The organism is Micromonospora sp. WMMC241, assembly GCF_027460165.1.
GTDB lineage: Bacteria > Actinomycetota > Actinomycetes > Mycobacteriales > Micromonosporaceae > Micromonospora > Micromonospora humi.
Genome location: NZ_JAPZBF010000001.1, coordinates 1,941,400 through 1,956,203, shown reverse-complemented (window position 1 = coordinate 1,956,203; position 14,804 = coordinate 1,941,400). Strand labels below are relative to the sequence as shown.

Annotated in this window: 15 protein-coding genes; 4 read left to right on the top strand and 11 right to left on the bottom strand. The window is 73.5% G+C overall.

Features of this window, described 5'->3' with window-relative positions:
* Nucleotides 1-92: 92 nt before the first annotated feature.
* The 3 genes from O7598_RS09375 to O7598_RS09365 all read right to left on the bottom strand — a co-directional run bounded on the left by O7598_RS09375 (nucleotide 93) and on the right by O7598_RS09365 (nucleotide 2,611).
* Entirely contained in the window at nucleotides 93-896 is an 804-nt protein-coding gene (locus tag O7598_RS09375) for a hypothetical protein (protein ID WP_091066730.1), read from the bottom strand.
* 129 nt (nucleotides 897-1,025) lie between these two features.
* Nucleotides 1,026-2,132 carry an SPFH domain-containing protein gene (locus tag O7598_RS09370; protein WP_269690922.1) on the bottom strand — a complete coding sequence of 369 codons (1,107 nt, stop codon included), beginning with the start codon at nucleotides 2,130-2,132 and terminating at the stop codon, nucleotides 1,026-1,028.
* A gap of 5 nt (nucleotides 2,133-2,137) precedes the next feature.
* On the bottom strand, nucleotides 2,138-2,611 hold the full coding sequence (locus O7598_RS09365) for an NfeD family protein (protein ID WP_091066739.1): 474 nt from the start codon (nucleotides 2,609-2,611) through the stop codon (nucleotides 2,138-2,140).
* Nucleotides 2,612-2,699: 88 nt separating this feature from the next.
* On the opposite strand from O7598_RS09365, the gene O7598_RS09360 reads away from it, so the two are divergent.
* Nucleotides 2,700-4,019 (top strand): serine hydrolase domain-containing protein, encoded by a 1,320-nt coding sequence (locus O7598_RS09360; RefSeq protein WP_269694818.1) that lies wholly within the window; start codon nucleotides 2,700-2,702, stop codon nucleotides 4,017-4,019.
* Nucleotides 4,020-4,505: 486 nt separating this feature from the next.
* Here the strand turns inward: O7598_RS09360 and O7598_RS09355 are convergent, their stop codons facing one another.
* Nucleotides 4,506-5,318, bottom strand: a complete 813-nt coding sequence (locus O7598_RS09355) for a DUF3097 domain-containing protein (protein ID WP_269690921.1) — start codon at nucleotides 5,316-5,318, stop codon at nucleotides 4,506-4,508.
* A 162-nt stretch (nucleotides 5,319-5,480) separates the two neighbouring features.
* Between O7598_RS09355 and O7598_RS09350 the strand changes: the two genes are divergently transcribed.
* The gene (locus O7598_RS09350) at nucleotides 5,481-6,275 is read left to right on the top strand and encodes a hypothetical protein (protein WP_269690920.1); all 795 of its coding nucleotides are present in this window, start codon (nucleotides 5,481-5,483) and stop codon (nucleotides 6,273-6,275) included.
* Nucleotides 6,276-6,284: 9 nt separating this feature from the next.
* Here O7598_RS09350 and O7598_RS09345 read toward each other — a convergent pair whose 3' ends face one another.
* The 7 genes from O7598_RS09345 to O7598_RS09315 all read right to left on the bottom strand — a co-directional run bounded on the left by O7598_RS09345 (nucleotide 6,285) and on the right by O7598_RS09315 (nucleotide 13,348).
* Entirely contained in the window at nucleotides 6,285-7,151 is an 867-nt protein-coding gene (locus tag O7598_RS09345) for an HAD-IIA family hydrolase (protein ID WP_269694817.1), read from the bottom strand.
* Nucleotides 7,100-8,125 (bottom strand): ferrochelatase, encoded by a 1,026-nt coding sequence (locus O7598_RS09340; protein WP_269690919.1) that lies wholly within the window; start codon nucleotides 8,123-8,125, stop codon nucleotides 7,100-7,102. The genes O7598_RS09345 and O7598_RS09340 overlap by 52 nt, the downstream gene beginning before the upstream one ends.
* A gap of 157 nt (nucleotides 8,126-8,282) precedes the next feature.
* Complete coding sequence (fabI, locus tag O7598_RS09335; RefSeq protein ID WP_269690918.1) at nucleotides 8,283-9,050, bottom strand: enoyl-ACP reductase FabI; 768 nt, start codon at nucleotides 9,048-9,050, stop codon at nucleotides 8,283-8,285.
* A 24-nt stretch (nucleotides 9,051-9,074) separates the two neighbouring features.
* Nucleotides 9,075-9,779: a beta-ketoacyl-ACP reductase gene (fabG, locus tag O7598_RS09330; RefSeq protein ID WP_269690917.1), complete on the bottom strand. Its 705-nt coding sequence runs from the start codon at nucleotides 9,777-9,779 to the stop codon at nucleotides 9,075-9,077.
* 577 nt (nucleotides 9,780-10,356) lie between these two features.
* Nucleotides 10,357-11,307, bottom strand: coding sequence for a VWA domain-containing protein (locus O7598_RS09325; RefSeq protein WP_269690916.1), 951 nt, complete (start codon nucleotides 11,305-11,307; stop codon nucleotides 10,357-10,359).
* On the bottom strand, nucleotides 11,304-12,263 hold the full coding sequence (locus tag O7598_RS09320) for a DUF58 domain-containing protein (protein ID WP_269690915.1): 960 nt from the start codon (nucleotides 12,261-12,263) through the stop codon (nucleotides 11,304-11,306). Before O7598_RS09320 ends, O7598_RS09325 begins: the two co-directional genes overlap by 4 nt.
* Nucleotides 12,242-13,348 carry an AAA family ATPase gene (locus O7598_RS09315; protein WP_269690914.1) on the bottom strand — a complete coding sequence of 369 codons (1,107 nt, stop codon included), beginning with the start codon at nucleotides 13,346-13,348 and terminating at the stop codon, nucleotides 12,242-12,244. Before O7598_RS09315 ends, O7598_RS09320 begins: the two co-directional genes overlap by 22 nt.
* A 242-nt stretch (nucleotides 13,349-13,590) precedes the next feature.
* Between O7598_RS09315 and O7598_RS09310 the strand changes: the two genes are divergently transcribed.
* Together O7598_RS09310 and O7598_RS09305 are read left to right on the top strand one after the other, a co-directional pair.
* Nucleotides 13,591-13,818, top strand: coding sequence for a hypothetical protein (locus tag O7598_RS09310; RefSeq protein WP_269690913.1), 228 nt, complete (start codon nucleotides 13,591-13,593; stop codon nucleotides 13,816-13,818).
* Between the two features lie 52 nt (nucleotides 13,819-13,870).
* On the top strand, nucleotides 13,871-14,398 hold the full coding sequence (locus O7598_RS09305) for a PH domain-containing protein (protein ID WP_269690912.1): 528 nt from the start codon (nucleotides 13,871-13,873) through the stop codon (nucleotides 14,396-14,398).
* The last annotated feature ends 406 nt before the right edge of the window (nucleotides 14,399-14,804 follow it).

Genomic DNA, 14,804 nt, shown 5'->3' with positions numbered 1-14,804 from the left:
ATTGCCGCGAAAGCCACCTACCGGCCAGTTCGCCAGGCAACTGTCAGTTACCTCACGGCAACTGTCCAGCCTCGGCGCCGCCGGGAAACCGGTCAACCGGCGGCAAGCGGTCCGTCCGGTGACGCGGGTGGGGCGGGAGCGGCGGCGACGCTGGCGCTGGCCGCGTCCCGGGCGATCGTCTCGGGCACCAGGCGACCGCTGCGGTAGCCGATGCCGATGCCGGCGACCAGCACGAAGATCGCGCCGAACGTCTGCAACGAGCCGATCAACGCGCCGCCCAGGCCGAGCAGCGGTGCGGCGATCATCAGCATCGTCCCGTCACCGTAGGAGAACATCCCGGACCGGGCCACCGACCAACCGGTGAGGAACCACCCCACGCTGTAGCAGGTCGCGCCGAACAGCACGATGCCGCGCGCGGTCAGCCCGAACACCGGCGTCTGCTCGGCCAGCCCGGCGAACGGCAGCATCAGCACCATCCCGCCGATGCTGGCCAGCAGCCCGGCCAGGGCGATCCGGCGGCAGCGGGTGGCCGCGAGCAGGCCGGTGAGCGCGAGCAGGGCGAGCAGTCCGAGCCAGACCGACGCCACCCAGCCGACCAGGTAGAGCGGCTGGCCGTCGGCCGGGTAGGGGTCGTTGCCGACGCCGCCGTCGCTGGCCATCGCCACCACGCCGTAGAGGACCGCGTACGCCGGCAGCAGCCAGACCGCCGCGCGGGCGAACCGGCGGACCGACCAGGCCCAGGTCGCGTCCGTGGCCGGCGCGCCGGGCCCCGGCTCGGAGACGAACGGCAGCACCCCGAACCCGCCCCCGGTCCGCCGGGAGCCGAGCGGTCCGCCGGGGTCGTGCGCGCCGGGGACCGGGGTACGGGAGAAGAGCCTGTTCGCCGGTTCCGTCATGCGCCACCTCGCTCGCGTCCCGGGTGGCCCGGGACACGCGACGGCGCCCCGGCCCTGCTCACCACCCGTCCTCAAGACCGATGGTGGCAGCCGCCGGGGCGCCGGATGAGCGATTCTCGGATTTGCCGGTCAGCCCCGCTCGCGCTGGTCGGCCGGGTCGGTGAGCAGCGTCTCCGGGGACACCGGCTCCGGGGCCGGCAGGCCCTTCGCCGTGTTGCCGCCGGTGGCCTGCGCCTCCGCCACGCGTACCTCGTCGTGGATCTCCTGCGCCGCGACGGCCGCGGCCTGGGCCGCCTCGGCGGCCTCCCGCTCGACCTCGCTGGCGGTCCTGGCGGCCTCCGGGGACGGCTGGTCGCCGACCATGTTCGCCAGCCCGCCCAGCGCGCCACCCATGCCTTCCAGGGCCCGGGTCAGCTCGGTCGGGACGATCCACACCTTGTTGGCCGTGCCGTTGGCGATCTGCGGCAGCGCCTGGAGGTATTGGTAGGCCAGCACCTTCTGGCTCGGGTTGGCGGTGTGGATCGCGTCGAAGACGGTGCGGATGGCCTTGGCCTGGCCCTCCGCCTGGAGGATCCGGGCCTGCCGGTCACCGTCGGCGCGCAGCACCGCGGCCTGCTTCTCACCCTCGGCGGTGAGGATCTGCGACTGCTTGTGCCCCTCGGCGTTGAGGATGGCGGCCCGGCGGTCCCGCTCGGCGCGCATCTGCTTCTCCATCGAGTCGCGGATGCTCGGCGGCGGCTCGATCGCCTTGATCTCGACCCGGGTCACCTTGATGCCCCAGCGACCGGTGGTCTCGTCCAGCACGCCGGAGAGGTGCCGGTTGATCTCCTCGCGGCTGGTCAGCGCGCGCTCCAGGTCCAGCGAGCCGATCACGTTACGCAGCGTCGTGACGGTGAGCTGCTCGATCGCCTGGAGGAAGTTCGAGATCTCGTAGGTGGCGCGGACCGAGTCGACCACCTTGAAGTAGAGGACCGTGTCGATCGACACGACCAGGTTGTCGGAGGTGATCACCGGCTGCGGCGGGAAGCTGACCACCTGCTCGCGCATGTCGACCTTGGTGCGCACCGCGTCGACGAACGGCACCAGCAGGTTGAGCCCGGGGCTCAGGGTGCGCTTGTACTTGCCGAGCCGTTCCACCACGTCCTGGCGCTGCTGCGGCACGATCCGCACCGCCTTGGCCAGTGTCACCACGACGATCACCGCCACGGCGATCAACAGGATCGCTGCAAACTCCATATGGTTCACCCTCTCGCTTCGGGCAGCTCGCCCGGGGCGGAAATGTCGTCCTGCCAGACCAGGGCGGTAGCGCCCCGGACCTTTATCACCTGCACCCGCTCACCCGCCGCGTAGCGCTGCGTCGCGTCGAACGACCGGGCCGTCCACAGCTCACCGTCGATCTTGACCATGCCGCGGTCGGCGTCCACCGCCTCCAGGACCACCGCGGTGGCCCCCTCGATCGCCTCCACGCCGAACGGCTGGTCGCCGGTCTCCAGCGCCGAACGGGCGTTGCGGCGGATCACCGGCCGGGCCAGCGCCAGGGACAGCGCCGACACCACCGCGAAGATCACCGCCTGGAGCGCCACCGGCGCACCGAGGGCCGCGGCGCCGGCGGCGGCGAACGCCCCGACACCGAACATGATCAGGAACAGCGTCGTCGTGAAGATCTCGGCGACCGCCAATACCACACCCAGAACGATCCAGAACACGGCGTCCACGTGACCAATCGTGACACGTGAACGCACGTGTCATCGAACTGTCATGATCGCTAGGCTCGGTCCACCGCACGGCGACGAGGAGGACGAGATGGCACTGCTGCCCGCTACCGCACGCCAGGTGGACCTCATGGTGGCCCACGCCCAGGCGGAGGGACACGCCCCGTCGCTCGCGCTCGGCGTGGTCCGCGACGGCGAACTGGCGCACCTGGCGCTCGCCGGCGAGCACCCCCGCCCCGACGCGGACCTGCAGTACCGGATCGGCTCGATCACCAAGACCATGACCGCGGTGCTGGTGATGCAGCAGCGCGACGCCGGGCGCCTCGCCCTGGACGACCCGCTCGACAAGCACCTGCCCGGCACCCCGATCGGCGCGCTCACCGTCCGCCAACTGCTCGGGCACGCCAGCGGCCTGCAACGCGAACCGGACGGCGGCGAGTGGTGGGAACGCGCGCCGGGCCGGGACCTGGACACGCTGCTCGCCGGGCTGACCCCGGGCAAGATCGCCTACCCGCCGCACCTCACCTACCACTACTCCAACCTGGCGTACGGGCTGCTCGGCGCCGCGCTGGAGCGGGTCGCCGGCGCACCGTGGGCCGAGCTGCTGACCGACCGGCTGCTGGCGCCGCTGGGCATGCGCCGCACCACGGTGCCCCCGACCGAGCCGTACGCCAGAGGGTTCGTCGTCCACCCCTGGCACGAGACGCTCCGGGAGGAGCCGCTGACCGACAGCGGAGCGATGGCGCCGGCCGGGCAGCTCTGGTCGACCGTCGAGGACCTGGCCCGCTGGGCGGCGTTCCTCGCCGACCCGGACCCGGCGCTGCTCGACCCGGCGACGCTGGCCGAGATGTGCGTTCCGGTGGCGATCAGCGACCCCGACTCGTGGACCGGTGGACACGGCCTCGGCGTGGAGTTCTACCGGGTCGGCGAACGCGTCTACGTCGGCCACGGCGGTTCCATGCCCGGGTACGTCGCCGGCCTGGTCGTGCACCGCCCCACCCGGACCGCGGTGGTGGACTTCGCCAACTCGTACGGGATGCGCCGCGGTCACCACATCTCCGGGCTCGCCCGCGACGTGCTCACCCGGGTGCTGGACACCGAGCCGACCACGCCCGCCCCGTGGCGCCCGGCCGCCGCGCCGCCCGCCGCGGACCTGGTCGAGCTGACCGGCCGCTGGTGGTGGATGGGCGGCGAGTACGAGTTCCGCGTCGACCCGGCCGGTGACCTGGTGGGCGGCCTGGTCGGCAAGCCGCTGCTCCGGTTCACCCCGGAGGGCCCGGACCGCTGGCGGGGCCGTTCCGGCCCTCAGGACGGCGAGATCCTCACCGTCGTCCGCGACGAGACCGGCACCGCTGTCGCGCTGGACATCGCCACCTTCGTCCTCACCCGATCCCCCGACCAGGCCCCCTGACCCCCGCCCCGCCCCGTCCCGTCCCGTCCCCGCCCCGCCCCGTCGATCTTGGACTTGTGGCGCCCGTACCGCCCCGTTACGCCCGTTCCGTCACCCACCACAACTCCATGATCGACGAACACCCCCACCCTCCAGGCCGTGATCAAGGGGTTTGTGTCGGCGTTGATCTCCGCACGCGCGCAAACTCCTTGATCACCGAGTCGGCGCGGGACACGAGACGACCTCGAGGGCGTGGTGGCCGGCGGTGGCCCGGGTAACCCGACACGTACACGCCATCGGCTCCGGATCGTCCACTTCGCCGTCCGGCCAGCGCCCGGGAGGCGTGCCCCTGGCCGACCCGGTCCGTGTACGACGCGCTCACCGGGCCGGCAACCGACCCGCGAACCCGGCGCCCGACGGGGCCGGGGGCGACCGTGACCGGCGCAGGGATCAAGCCTGACCGCCCGGAGCCGGGCACGGTCGCCCCCGGCCCTCAACCGCAACCAATCACGAAGGCGAGGTGACGAAATCGATCAATCGCTCCATCGCGTTGATCAACGGCGTCTCCACGTCCGCGAAACTGTCCACCCGGGACAGGATGTGCCGCCACATGTCCGCCGGCTCGGCCACCCCGAGCGCCGCGCAGACGCCCTCCTTCCAGGGCTGCCCCGGCGGCACCACCGGCCACGCCGCGATGCCCAGCGCCGCCGGCCGCACCGCCTGCCACACGTCCACATAGGGGTGCCCGGTGACCAGCACGTGCGGCGAGGTCACCCGGGCCACGATCCGGCTCTCCTTGGAGCCGGGGACGAGGTGGTCGACCAGCACGCCGAGCCGCCGGTCCGGACCGGGTGCGAACGCGCGTACCTCGGCCGCCAGCTCGTCGATGCCGTCGAGCGGCTCCACCACCACGCCCTCGATCCGCAGGTCGTCGCCCCAGATCCGCTCGACCAGCGCGGCGTCGTGCACGCCCTCCACCCAGATCCGGCTGGCCTTGGCGACCTGCGCCCGCACGTCGTCCACGGCGATCGAGCCGGACGCGGTGCGCCGGCGGGCGGCGGGGACCGGGGCACGGGCCGGTCGGCGCAGGGTGACCGGGCGACCGTCGAGCAGGAACGCGGCCGGCAGCAGCGGGAAGTTGCGCCGGCGCCCGTGCCGGTCCTCCAGCACCACGGCGCCGGAGTCGAAGCCGACCACCGCGCCGCAGAACCCGGAGTCGGCGTCCTCCACCACCAGGTCGGGCTCGGCGTCGACCTCGGGGGTCACCTTCCGCCGTCGCCAGTCACCCGCCAGCACGTCCCCGTCGTATCGCCCTGCCATGCCGGTCACGCTAACCACCGCGGCCGGCGTGTCGCCCGCCGACGCGCCGGGCGGGTCCCCGTCCTGCGGCACGAACCGGTGCGAAGGGGGTAGTTGGGGGCAGGCCACGCCACCGGAGCGGCAGCCGAGACAGCGGCGGCGGCTACCACGTACCCTTTCCGCATGTCCTCCCCCGCAACGGGCGCGGCCACGCTGGCCCCGCGCCGGTCGAGCCGGTTCGTCGCCTGGGTGCGCGCCTGGCGCGCCGGGCTCGTGCCGTTCGACGAGGTCGCCGACGCCATCGCCGGCGACGAGGAGCACCTCGTCGCCGACGCCCCCGGCACCTGGACCGACGTGTCCCTGCGCGAGGCGCTGCCCAGCCTGGCCAAGCACTCCCCGGACGAGATCCGCCTGGTGCTGCCCGCACCCGGCGACCCGCGCGGGCTGCCCGGCCCCGGCGCGTTCGCCGGCGCCGCGCTGCTGGCCGGCGAGGCGGTGGTGGCCAGCGGGCTCGGGTTGGTGCCCGAGGTCCGCACGCACACCTCCGGCTCCGGCATGACCTGGGAGACCGTGCTCTGGCGGGTCCACCCGCTGCCCGTGGACGCGCCGAAGGCGTCCCTGATCACGCCCGGCGCGGCCGAGGCCGAGGCCGAGCTGGCCGCCGCGCTCGCCGAGACGACCGCGGCGCTGACCCGGCTGGACGTCGCCCAGTGGCGGCCCGAGCTGGCCGGCGCGCTCGCCGCGCTGCGCCGCCCCGACGGCGGCACCGACCTGCCGCCCGGCTTCGACCCGCGGTCCCGCCGGCTGTTCGCCCGCGCGGCAGTGCTCGACCGGGTGCTCGCCCTGGCCGGGGAGAGCGCCCCGGGCGGCGCGGTGAACAACCACGAGGCGCAGCAGCGGGACGCGGCGCTGCGGCCGCTGACCACCGCCTGCCGGCAGGCCCTGGTGGCCGCCTGCAACGCGCCGCTGCGCCTGTAGCCCGTCGGCTCAGACCTCGTCGATCAGGTCGGCCACCGAGTCGACGATCCGGGACGGCCGGTACGGGTACCGCTCGGCCTCGGCCCGGCTGCTGATGCCGGTGAGCACCAGGATCGTCTCCAGCCCGGCCTCCAGGCCGCACAGGATGTCGGTGTCCATCCGGTCGCCGATCATAGCGGTGGACTCGGAGTGGGCATCGATGGTGTTCAACGCCGACCGCATCATCATCGGGTTGGGCTTGCCGACGAAGTAGGGCTCCACCCCGGTCGCCTTGGAGATCATCGCCGCCACCGAGCCGGCCGCCGGCAGCGCGCCCTCGACCGACGGGCCGGTGGCGTCCGGGTTGGTGCAGATGAACCGGGCGCCGTCGTCGATCAGCCGGATCGCCTTGGTGATCGCCTCGAAGCTGTAGGTGCGGGTCTCCCCCAGCACCACGTAGTCCGGGGCGAAGTCGCTGAGCACGTACCCCACCGCGTGCAGGGCCGTGGTCAGGCCGGCCTCACCGATCACGTACGCGGTGCCGCCCGGCCGCTGGTCGGCCAGGAACTGCGCGGTGGCCAACGCGGACGACCAGATCGCCTCCTCCGGCACGTCCAGCCCCATCCGGGCCAGCCGGGCCTGCAGGTCACGCGGCGTGTAGATGGAGTTGTTCGTCAGCACCAGGAACGGCTTGCCGGAGGCGCGCAGCTTCTTGACGAACTCCGGGGCGCCGGGCACCGGCTGACCCTCGTGCACCAGCACGCCGTCCATGTCGGTGAGCCAGCTCTGCACCGGCTTGCGGTCATGCATCGTGTCGTCCCCAGGGTGTCGGTGGTCGGTCGGGATCAGGGCCGGCGGGCCGGGGGTACGCAGCACAGCGCCGGGCAGGTGTCCCAGGCCGGCAGCTCGCCGAGGCGGCGGCGCTCCTCGTCCGCCGTGGTGCGCTCGCGCACCAGCTCCCGGACCATCGCCACGAACCGCGGGTCGGTGCCCGGGGTGCCGGCGCGGACGAAGTCCAGGCCGAGCTGCTTGGCCGTCTCCAGGGCCTCGGTGTCCAGGTCCCAGACCACCTCCAGGTGATCGGAGACGAAGCCGATCGGGCTGACCACCACGCTCGTCACCCCCTGCTCGGCGAGGCCGGTCAGGTGGTCGTTGATGTCCGGTTCCAGCCACGGCACCTGCGGCGGGCCGGACCGGCTCTGCCACACCAGCTCGTACGGCAGGTCGGGCGCGGCCGCGGCGTGCACCAGGCGGGCGGTCTCCTCGAGCTGGGCGGTGTAGCGGCCGCCGTGCGGCCCGGCCGTGGCCGCCGCCGAGACCGGGATCGAGTGGGCGGTGAAGACCAGCCGGGTGCTGTCCCGCCTGGCCGGGTCGAGCTGGGCCAGCGCGGAGCGCACCGCGTCGGCGTGCGGCTCGACGAAACCGGGGTGGTCCCAGAACTGACGCAGCTTCTCGATCAGCGGGGCGTCCGGGCCGACCGCGGCCCGGGCCTTCGCGATGTCCTCCTGGTATTGCCGGCAGGACGAGTAGCCGCCGTACGCGCTGGTGACGAACGCCAGCGCCCGGGTGATCCCGTCGTCGCGCATCTGCGCCACCGTGTCGGCGAGCATCGGGTCCCAGTTGCGGTTGCCCCAGTAGACCGGCAGGTCGACGCCGTTGGCGGCGAAGTCCGCCCGGATCGCCGCGAGCAGGTCGCGGCACTGCTGGTTGATCGGGGACACGCCGCCGAAGTGCAGGTAGTGCTCCGCGACCTCGGCCAGCCGCTCCGGCGGCACCCCGCGCCCCCGGGTCACGTTCTGGAGGAAGGGAAGAACGTCCTCGGGCCGTTCCGGGCCACCGAAGGAGACCAGCACCAACGCGTCGTACGCCATGGCTCCATTCTTCCTCGCCCGCCGTGACGTTCGTGCGACGCCCCCTGCTCAGCGCGGTTACGCCTCGGCGCCCGCCTGTTAGGAGGGGCCCCTTCTTATCGCATTCTGCATAAGAAGGGGCCCCTCCTGACGGCTGGCGGTGGGGGCGCCTTTCGCCTCAGGCGCCGATGGCGTGGTAGCCGCCGTCGACGTGGACGATCTCGCCGGTGGTGGCCGGGAACCAGTCCGACAGCAGCGCCAGGCAGGCCCGTGCGGCCGGCTCGGAGTCGGTGAGGTTCCAGCCCAGCGGCGCCCGTTCGGTCCAGGCGTCCTCGAACTGGTCGAAGCCGGGGATGGACTTGGCCGCGATGGTGCGCAGCGGGCCGGCCGCGACCAGGTTGCTGCGGATGCCCTGCTTGCCCAGGTGCAGCGCCAGATAGCGGGAGGCGGACTCCAGCCCGGCCTTCGCCACACCCATCCAGTCGTAGACCGGCCACGCCTTGGTGGCGTCGAAGGTGAGGCCCACCACCGCGCCGCCCGACGACATCAGCGGCAGCGCCGCCATGGCGAGCGACTTGTAGGAGAACGTGGAGACCTGGAGCGCGGTCGCCACGTCCGCCCAGGGCGCGTCGAGGAAGCCGCCGCCGAGGCAGCTCTGCGGCGCGAAGCCGATCGAGTGCACCACCCCGTCCAGGCCGTCGACGTGCTCGCGTACCCGGTCGGCCAGGCCGGCGAGGTGCTCGTCGTTGGTGACGTCCACCTCGATCACCGGCGCCGGCTCGGGCAGCCGCTTGGCGATCCGCTCCACCAGGGAGAGGCGGCCGTAGCCGGTGAGCACGACCTGGGCGCCGTTCTCCTGGGCGAGTTTCGCCACGGAGAACGCGATGGAGGCCTCGGTGATGACACCGGTGACAAGCAGCCGCTTACCGGCCAGGAGTCCGGACATTGCGCAGTTCCTCCGTGCTCTCTCTCAGTGACCCATGCCGAGGCCGCCGTCGACCGGGATGACGGCGCCGGAGATGTAGCCGGCCGCGTCCGAGGCGAGCCAGGTGACCACGCCGGCCACCTCCTCCGGCTCGGCGAACCGGCCGGCCGGGATGGCCTTGCGGTATTCGGTGCGGCGCTCCTCGGGCAGCGCCGCGGTCATGTCGGTGTCGACGAAGCCGGGCGCCACCACGTTCGCGGTGATGTTGCGGCCGCCCAGCTCGCGGGTGATCGAACGGGCCACGCCGACCAGGCCGGCCTTGCTCGCGGCGTAGTTGACCTGGCCGGGGCCGCCGTAGAGACCGACCACCGAGGAGATGAAGATCATCCGGCCCCACTTGGCCCGGAGCATCTTCGTGGAGGCGCGCTTGGCGACCCGGAACGAGCCGGCCAGGTTGGTGTCGACCACCCGGGTGAACTGCTCGTCGGACATCCGCATGATCAGCGTGTCGTCGGTGATGCCGGCGTTGGCCACCAGCACCTCGACCGGGCCCAGCTCGGCCTCGACGGCGGTGAACGCGGCGTCGACCGACTCGGCGTCGGTCACGTCGCACCGCACCCCGAAGAAGCCCTCGGGGGCGTCGCCGCTGCGGTGCGTCACCGCCACCCGGTCGCCCTGCTTGGCGAAGGCCTGCGCGATGGCCAGACCGATTCCCCGGTTTCCGCCGGTCACCAGCACGGTACGGGCCACGTGTCCCCCTCTGCTCAGCTGATCTCTCGGTCGGTCGGAGCCTAGGGGTTACCGGCAGGTAAGCGCTAACCCGCCCAGCTCACCGGCGGTCCACCGGGAGCGCCGCGACGGCCCGGGCGCCACCGGTCGCCCGGACGCGCGGCGGGAGCGCTGCCGGTGTACGCTGATCGCTGTCTGCGGGCCGGTGTGCGCCCGCGTTCCGGGCCCCGCCGACCGCAGGAGGTGATCGCTGTGCGAGATAGCGATCCTCCCAGTCGTGGCCGGGCCCACCGTCAGCCCCGCTGAGCCACGGCTCGGTCGACGCGGCTGACCCGCTTCCCGCCCTCCGCACCGCATCCACTCCCCGGCCGGCATCGCCGTGGGTGGCCCTGCCGCGCGGCGGAGCACCCGGTCACGACTTCGTGTGCGTCTTTCCTGGTCCCCCTCGCGGCCCGCGTCACCGGGCCGACCGTCGCCACGGAGCACAACCATGAGCCGTTACGCCGCACCGCTGGGCTTCACCCTCGCCGCCGTCTGGGTGGCGGTCCTGTTCGTCCTGGCCGGCGGCGGTCACTGACCGCCGCCGGCACGGCCCGGCTCAGACCAGTCGGGACGTCCAGAGCAGACTCAACCCGCCGGCGCAGAGCGCCAGCAGCAACGCGATCCCGGCATACCACTGGGTGATCTCGCGCGGCTCCGTGCGGTAGCCGATCGAGCTGCCCATGTCCTGGTAGACCTGCTTCAACTCGCTCACCGACGCGGCCTCGTAGAAGAAGCCCTGGGTGGTCTCCGCGAGCTGGGACAACGCGGTGCGGTCCACCGGCACCCGCTGGAGCTGGCCGCCGATGTCCACCTGGCCCGAGTCGGTGCCGAACGCGATGGTGGAGACCGGCACGTTGGCCGCCTGCGCCGCGGCGGCCGCCTCCTCCACCGAACGGCCCGACGTGCGGTAGCCGTCGGAGAGCAGCACGATGCGGGCCGGCGGGATGCCGGCGGCACCGTCGGCCGGCACCGACCGGATCGCCTCCAGGCAGGTGAACACCGCCTCGCCGGTGGCGGTCGCCTCGGCCAGCACCAGCCCGTCGATGGCGGTGGTCACCGCGCCCCGGTCCTTGGTGGGCGCCACCAGCACGTTCGCCGACTTGGCGAACGAGACCAACCCCAGGTTGTAGCTCTCCGGCAGCTCGCCGACGAACTGCTTCGCCGCCTCCTGCGCCGCCTCCAGCCGGTTCGGCGCCACGTCGTCGGCCTGCATGGACAGCGACACGTCGATGGCGAGCATCACGGTGGCCCGCTCCAGCGGCTCCCGGGTGTCGATCGCCGGCCGGGCCAGCCCGGTGGCCAGCACCAGCAGGCAGAGCAGGAACACCGTCGCCGCCGCGTGCCGGCGCCAACCCAGGCCCTTCGGCGCGACGGTGCGCAGCAGGTCGACGTTGGTGAACCGCAGGGCGTACTGCCGGCGGTGCAGCTGCCGCCAGACGTACGCGGCGGCGAGGGCGAGCACCGGCAGCACGGCCAGCAGCCACCATGGTTGCAGAAAACGGATCATCGGGTCGTCCCTCGGGTACGGGCGTGCCGTTGCGCGGCGACGAAACGCACCATGTCCAGCAGCCAGTCTCGGTCGGTACGCAGGCGCAGGTGGGCTGCGCCCGCGGTGCGCAGCTCGGCGGCGATCGCCAGGCGCTGGGCGGCCGCCGCCTCGGCGTACCGGCGGCGCAGCCCGGGGTCGGCGGTCTGCACCTCGTGCAGCTCGCCGCTCTCCGGATCGACCACCGGCAGCACCCCCACGTCGGGCAGTTCCAGTTCACGCGGGTCGACCACCTCGACGGCCAGCACGTCGTGACGGACCCGCAGCTTACGCAGCGGCCGGCCCCACTGCTGCGGTGGCGAGAGGAAGTCGGAGATCACCACCGCCACCCCGCGTCGGCGCGGCGGCCGGTTGAGCATGTCGACGAGCGCGCCGAGATCGCTGCGCCCGGGCCGTACCTCGGTGCCGGCCACGGCGCGAAGCAGCCCCTGCGCCTCCTTGCGGCCGGCCCGGGCGGGCAGCCGCAGCAGCGTCCCCGGCCCGCCGGCCGTCGCGCCGGTGCCGACGACCGCGCCGATCCGGTTACCGCCGCGCACGGTGAGGTGGGCCAGCGCGGCCACGGCGGCGACCGCCACGTCGCGCTTGAGCCACCGCCCGGTGCCGAAGTCCAGGCTGGCCGACAGGTCGACCGCCAGCCACGTCTCCAACTCGCGGTCGGCGACCGTCCGCCGTACGTGCGGCATGGTGGTGCGGGCGGTCACCGGCCAGTCCATCCGGCGTACGTCGTCGCCGGGACGGTATTCGCGGGACTCCCCCGCCTCGCTGCCCGGGCCGGGCAGCAGGCCGGCGTAGTCGCCCTGGAGCAGCCCGTCCAGCTTGCGGGTGACCATGAGCTGCAACCGGGCCAGCACGGCGCCCGAGCGGTCGCCGGTGGGCGGCAGCCGGGTGGGCGGGGTCACGGCCGCTGCCCGGGCCACCCGTTGGGGCCGACGGCCGGCGGCGGTGGCGTGGCCTGCTGGCGGGGTGCGACCGCGGGCAGCGGGATGGTCGACATCACCCGGTGCACGATGTGGTCGGCCGGCACGTCGTCGGCGAGCGCGTCGTAGCTGAGTACCAGGCGGTGGCGCAGGATGTCCGGCGCGATGTCCTGCACGTCCTGCGGCAGCGCGTAGTCCCGGCCGCGCAGCAGCGCCAGCGCGCGGGTGGCTCGGACCAGGCCGAGCGAGGCGCGCGGGCTGGCGCCGTACTGGATGAGCTGGGCCACGTCGGGCATGCCGTGTTCGGCGGGGGCGCGGGTGGCGAGCACCAGCCGGACCGCGTAGTCGACCAGCGCGTTGTGCACGAAGACCTGGTCGGCCTTGCGCTGGAGGGCGATCAGGTCGGGGGTGTCGAACACCGGGGCCGGCTCGGGCGGCGCCACGCCCATCCGGTAGACGATCTCGCGTTCCTCGGCGTCGGTCGGGTAGCCCACCACGATCTTCATGAGGAACCGGTCGCGCTGCGCCTCGGGCAGCGGATAGACGCCCTCCTGCTCGATCGGGTTCTGGGTGGCCATCACCAGGAACGGGTCGGGCACCCGGTGGGACTCGCCGCCGATGGAGACCTGCCGCTCGCTCATCACCTCGAGCAGCGCCGACTGCACCTTGGCGGGCGCGCGGTTGATCTCGTCGGCGAGCAGGAAGTTGACGAACACCGGCCCCAGCTCGACGTCGAACTTCTCACTGGACTGTCGGTAGATCCGGGTGCCCATGATGTCGGCGGGCACCAGGTCCGGGGTGAACTGCACCCGGGCGAAGGAACCGCCGACGACCTGGGCGAGTGTCTCCACGGCGAGCGTCTTGGCGACCCCGGGCACCCCCTCCAGCAGGCAGTGCCCCCTCGCCAGCAGTGCGACGAACATCCGCTCGACCATCCGGTCCTGACCGACGATCACCCGTTTGATCTCGAACAGCGCCCGCTCCAGCAGCGTGGCGTCCTGCGCCGGGGTGGTGGTGGCCGGGGGCGGCGCGTCCGGCGGCGCCTCGGTCAGGTTCGGCACGTCGGGCGTGGTCGGCTGGGCCACCGGTCCTCCACAGCTGGGTCGTCGTCGCGGCGTGATGCGTGTCAAGACTGTCATGCCTTGCTGAGAGCCGGAGGTGGGAGAGGCACGATTTTCGCCGCGCCGTGACCGGCCGCACGGAAAACGCTGAACACGGGTGGACAACTGGGGGTCCGGCGCGTGTACGATTCACCCCGTCGCCGGGCGGCTCCCCCCGTGGCCGCCCGGCGCTAAAACTCCCGGCGTGCGGCTCTAGACTCGCCCCGGTGACCACTCCCACCCCGGACGACGCGCTGATCTGCTCGGCGCGGGGGTGCCGTGCCCCCGCGACGTTCCAGTTGCGCTGGCAGAACCCCCGCCTCCACACGCCCGACCGGCGCAAGACGTGGCTGGCCTGCCCGGCGCACCGCACGTCGCTGGGTGACTTCCTCGACGCGCGCGGCTTCCTGCGCGAGGTGGTGCCGCTGCCCGGATCGCCTACGCTCGAATCGTGAGCGAGCAGACGATCAGGCCCCACCCCGCCGGCGGAAGCGACGGTCCCACCCGGTGAACGCTGACGACCTCGCCGGCCCGCCGGCCACCCCGCCCGGCCCGTTGGAGCCCTGGCCGGAGACGGTCCGCTGGCAGCCGATCTCCCGTGACCTGATCTGGGTGGAACTGATCCGGCTCGGCATCGGCCTCGCGGTGGCGCTGGTGGTGCTCGGCGCGGCGTGGGCGTTCTCCGGGCACTGGCTGCTGGGCGCCGCCGTCGGCGTGACGCTGCTGCTGTCCGCCTGGCGGGCGATCACCATCGTGCGCGCGGTCCGCGCCTGGGGGTACGCCGAGCGCGACGACGACCTGCTGGTGCGTCACGGGCTGCTGGTGCGGCGGCTCTCCATCGTCCCGTACTCGCGGATGCAGTTCGTGGACGTGAGCGCCGGCCCGCTGGAGCGCGCCTTCGACCTGGCCACCGTGCAGTTGCACACGGCCGCCGCGGCCAGCGACGCCCGGGTGCCGGGCCTGCGGCCGGCCGAGGCGTCCCGCCTACGCGACCGGCTCACCGCCCTGGGCGAGGACCGGGCGGAAGGCCTGTGAGCGCGAGGAGCGAGCCGGGGTTGCGAGCCCCGCAGTCGCGAACGAAGGCCGACGCTGTGAGCGCGAGGAGCGAGCCGGGGTTGCGAGCCCCGCAGTCGCGAACGAAGGCCGACGCTGTGAGCGCGAGGAGTGAGCCGGGGTTGCGAGCCCCGCAGTCGCGAACGAAGGCGATCCGGTGAGCACGCCTCCGCCGGAGGAGCGGCCCGGCCCACCGGCCGCCCCGGGGCCGGTGACGAACGGGCAGCCGTGGCCGCCGGCGCCGGGGTTCGCCCCGCCGACGCCCGACCATGCCCCGCCCGACCATGCCCCGCCGTCGGGCGACGGCCCCCCGCCCGGCCACACTCCGCCGCCCGGCTACGGCACACCGGCCGGCGCGCAGGCTCAGTCGTGGCCCGGCACGGTGCCA

Bases quoted from the DNA above. Each gene is read 5' to 3' on its own strand.
- O7598_RS09375 (WP_091066730.1), bottom strand. From the start codon at position 896: ATGACGGAACCGGCGAACAGGCTCTTCTCCCGTACCCCGGTCCCCGGC.
- O7598_RS09355 (WP_269690921.1), bottom strand. From the start codon at position 5,318: ATGGCAGGGCGATACGACGGGGACGTGCTGGCGGGTGACTGGCGACGG.
- O7598_RS09360 (WP_269694818.1), top strand. From the start codon at position 2,700: ATGGCACTGCTGCCCGCTACCGCACGCCAGGTGGACCTCATGGTGGCC.
- O7598_RS09325 (WP_269690916.1), bottom strand. From the start codon at position 11,307: ATGATCCGTTTTCTGCAACCATGGTGGCTGCTGGCCGTGCTGCCGGTG.
- fabI (WP_269690918.1), bottom strand. From the start codon at position 9,050: ATGTCCGGACTCCTGGCCGGTAAGCGGCTGCTTGTCACCGGTGTCATC.
- O7598_RS09370 (WP_269690922.1), bottom strand. From the start codon at position 2,132: ATGGAGTTTGCAGCGATCCTGTTGATCGCCGTGGCGGTGATCGTCGTG.
- O7598_RS09340 (WP_269690919.1), bottom strand. From the start codon at position 8,125: ATGGCGTACGACGCGTTGGTGCTGGTCTCCTTCGGTGGCCCGGAACGG.
- O7598_RS09350 (WP_269690920.1), top strand. From the start codon at position 5,481: ATGTCCTCCCCCGCAACGGGCGCGGCCACGCTGGCCCCGCGCCGGTCG.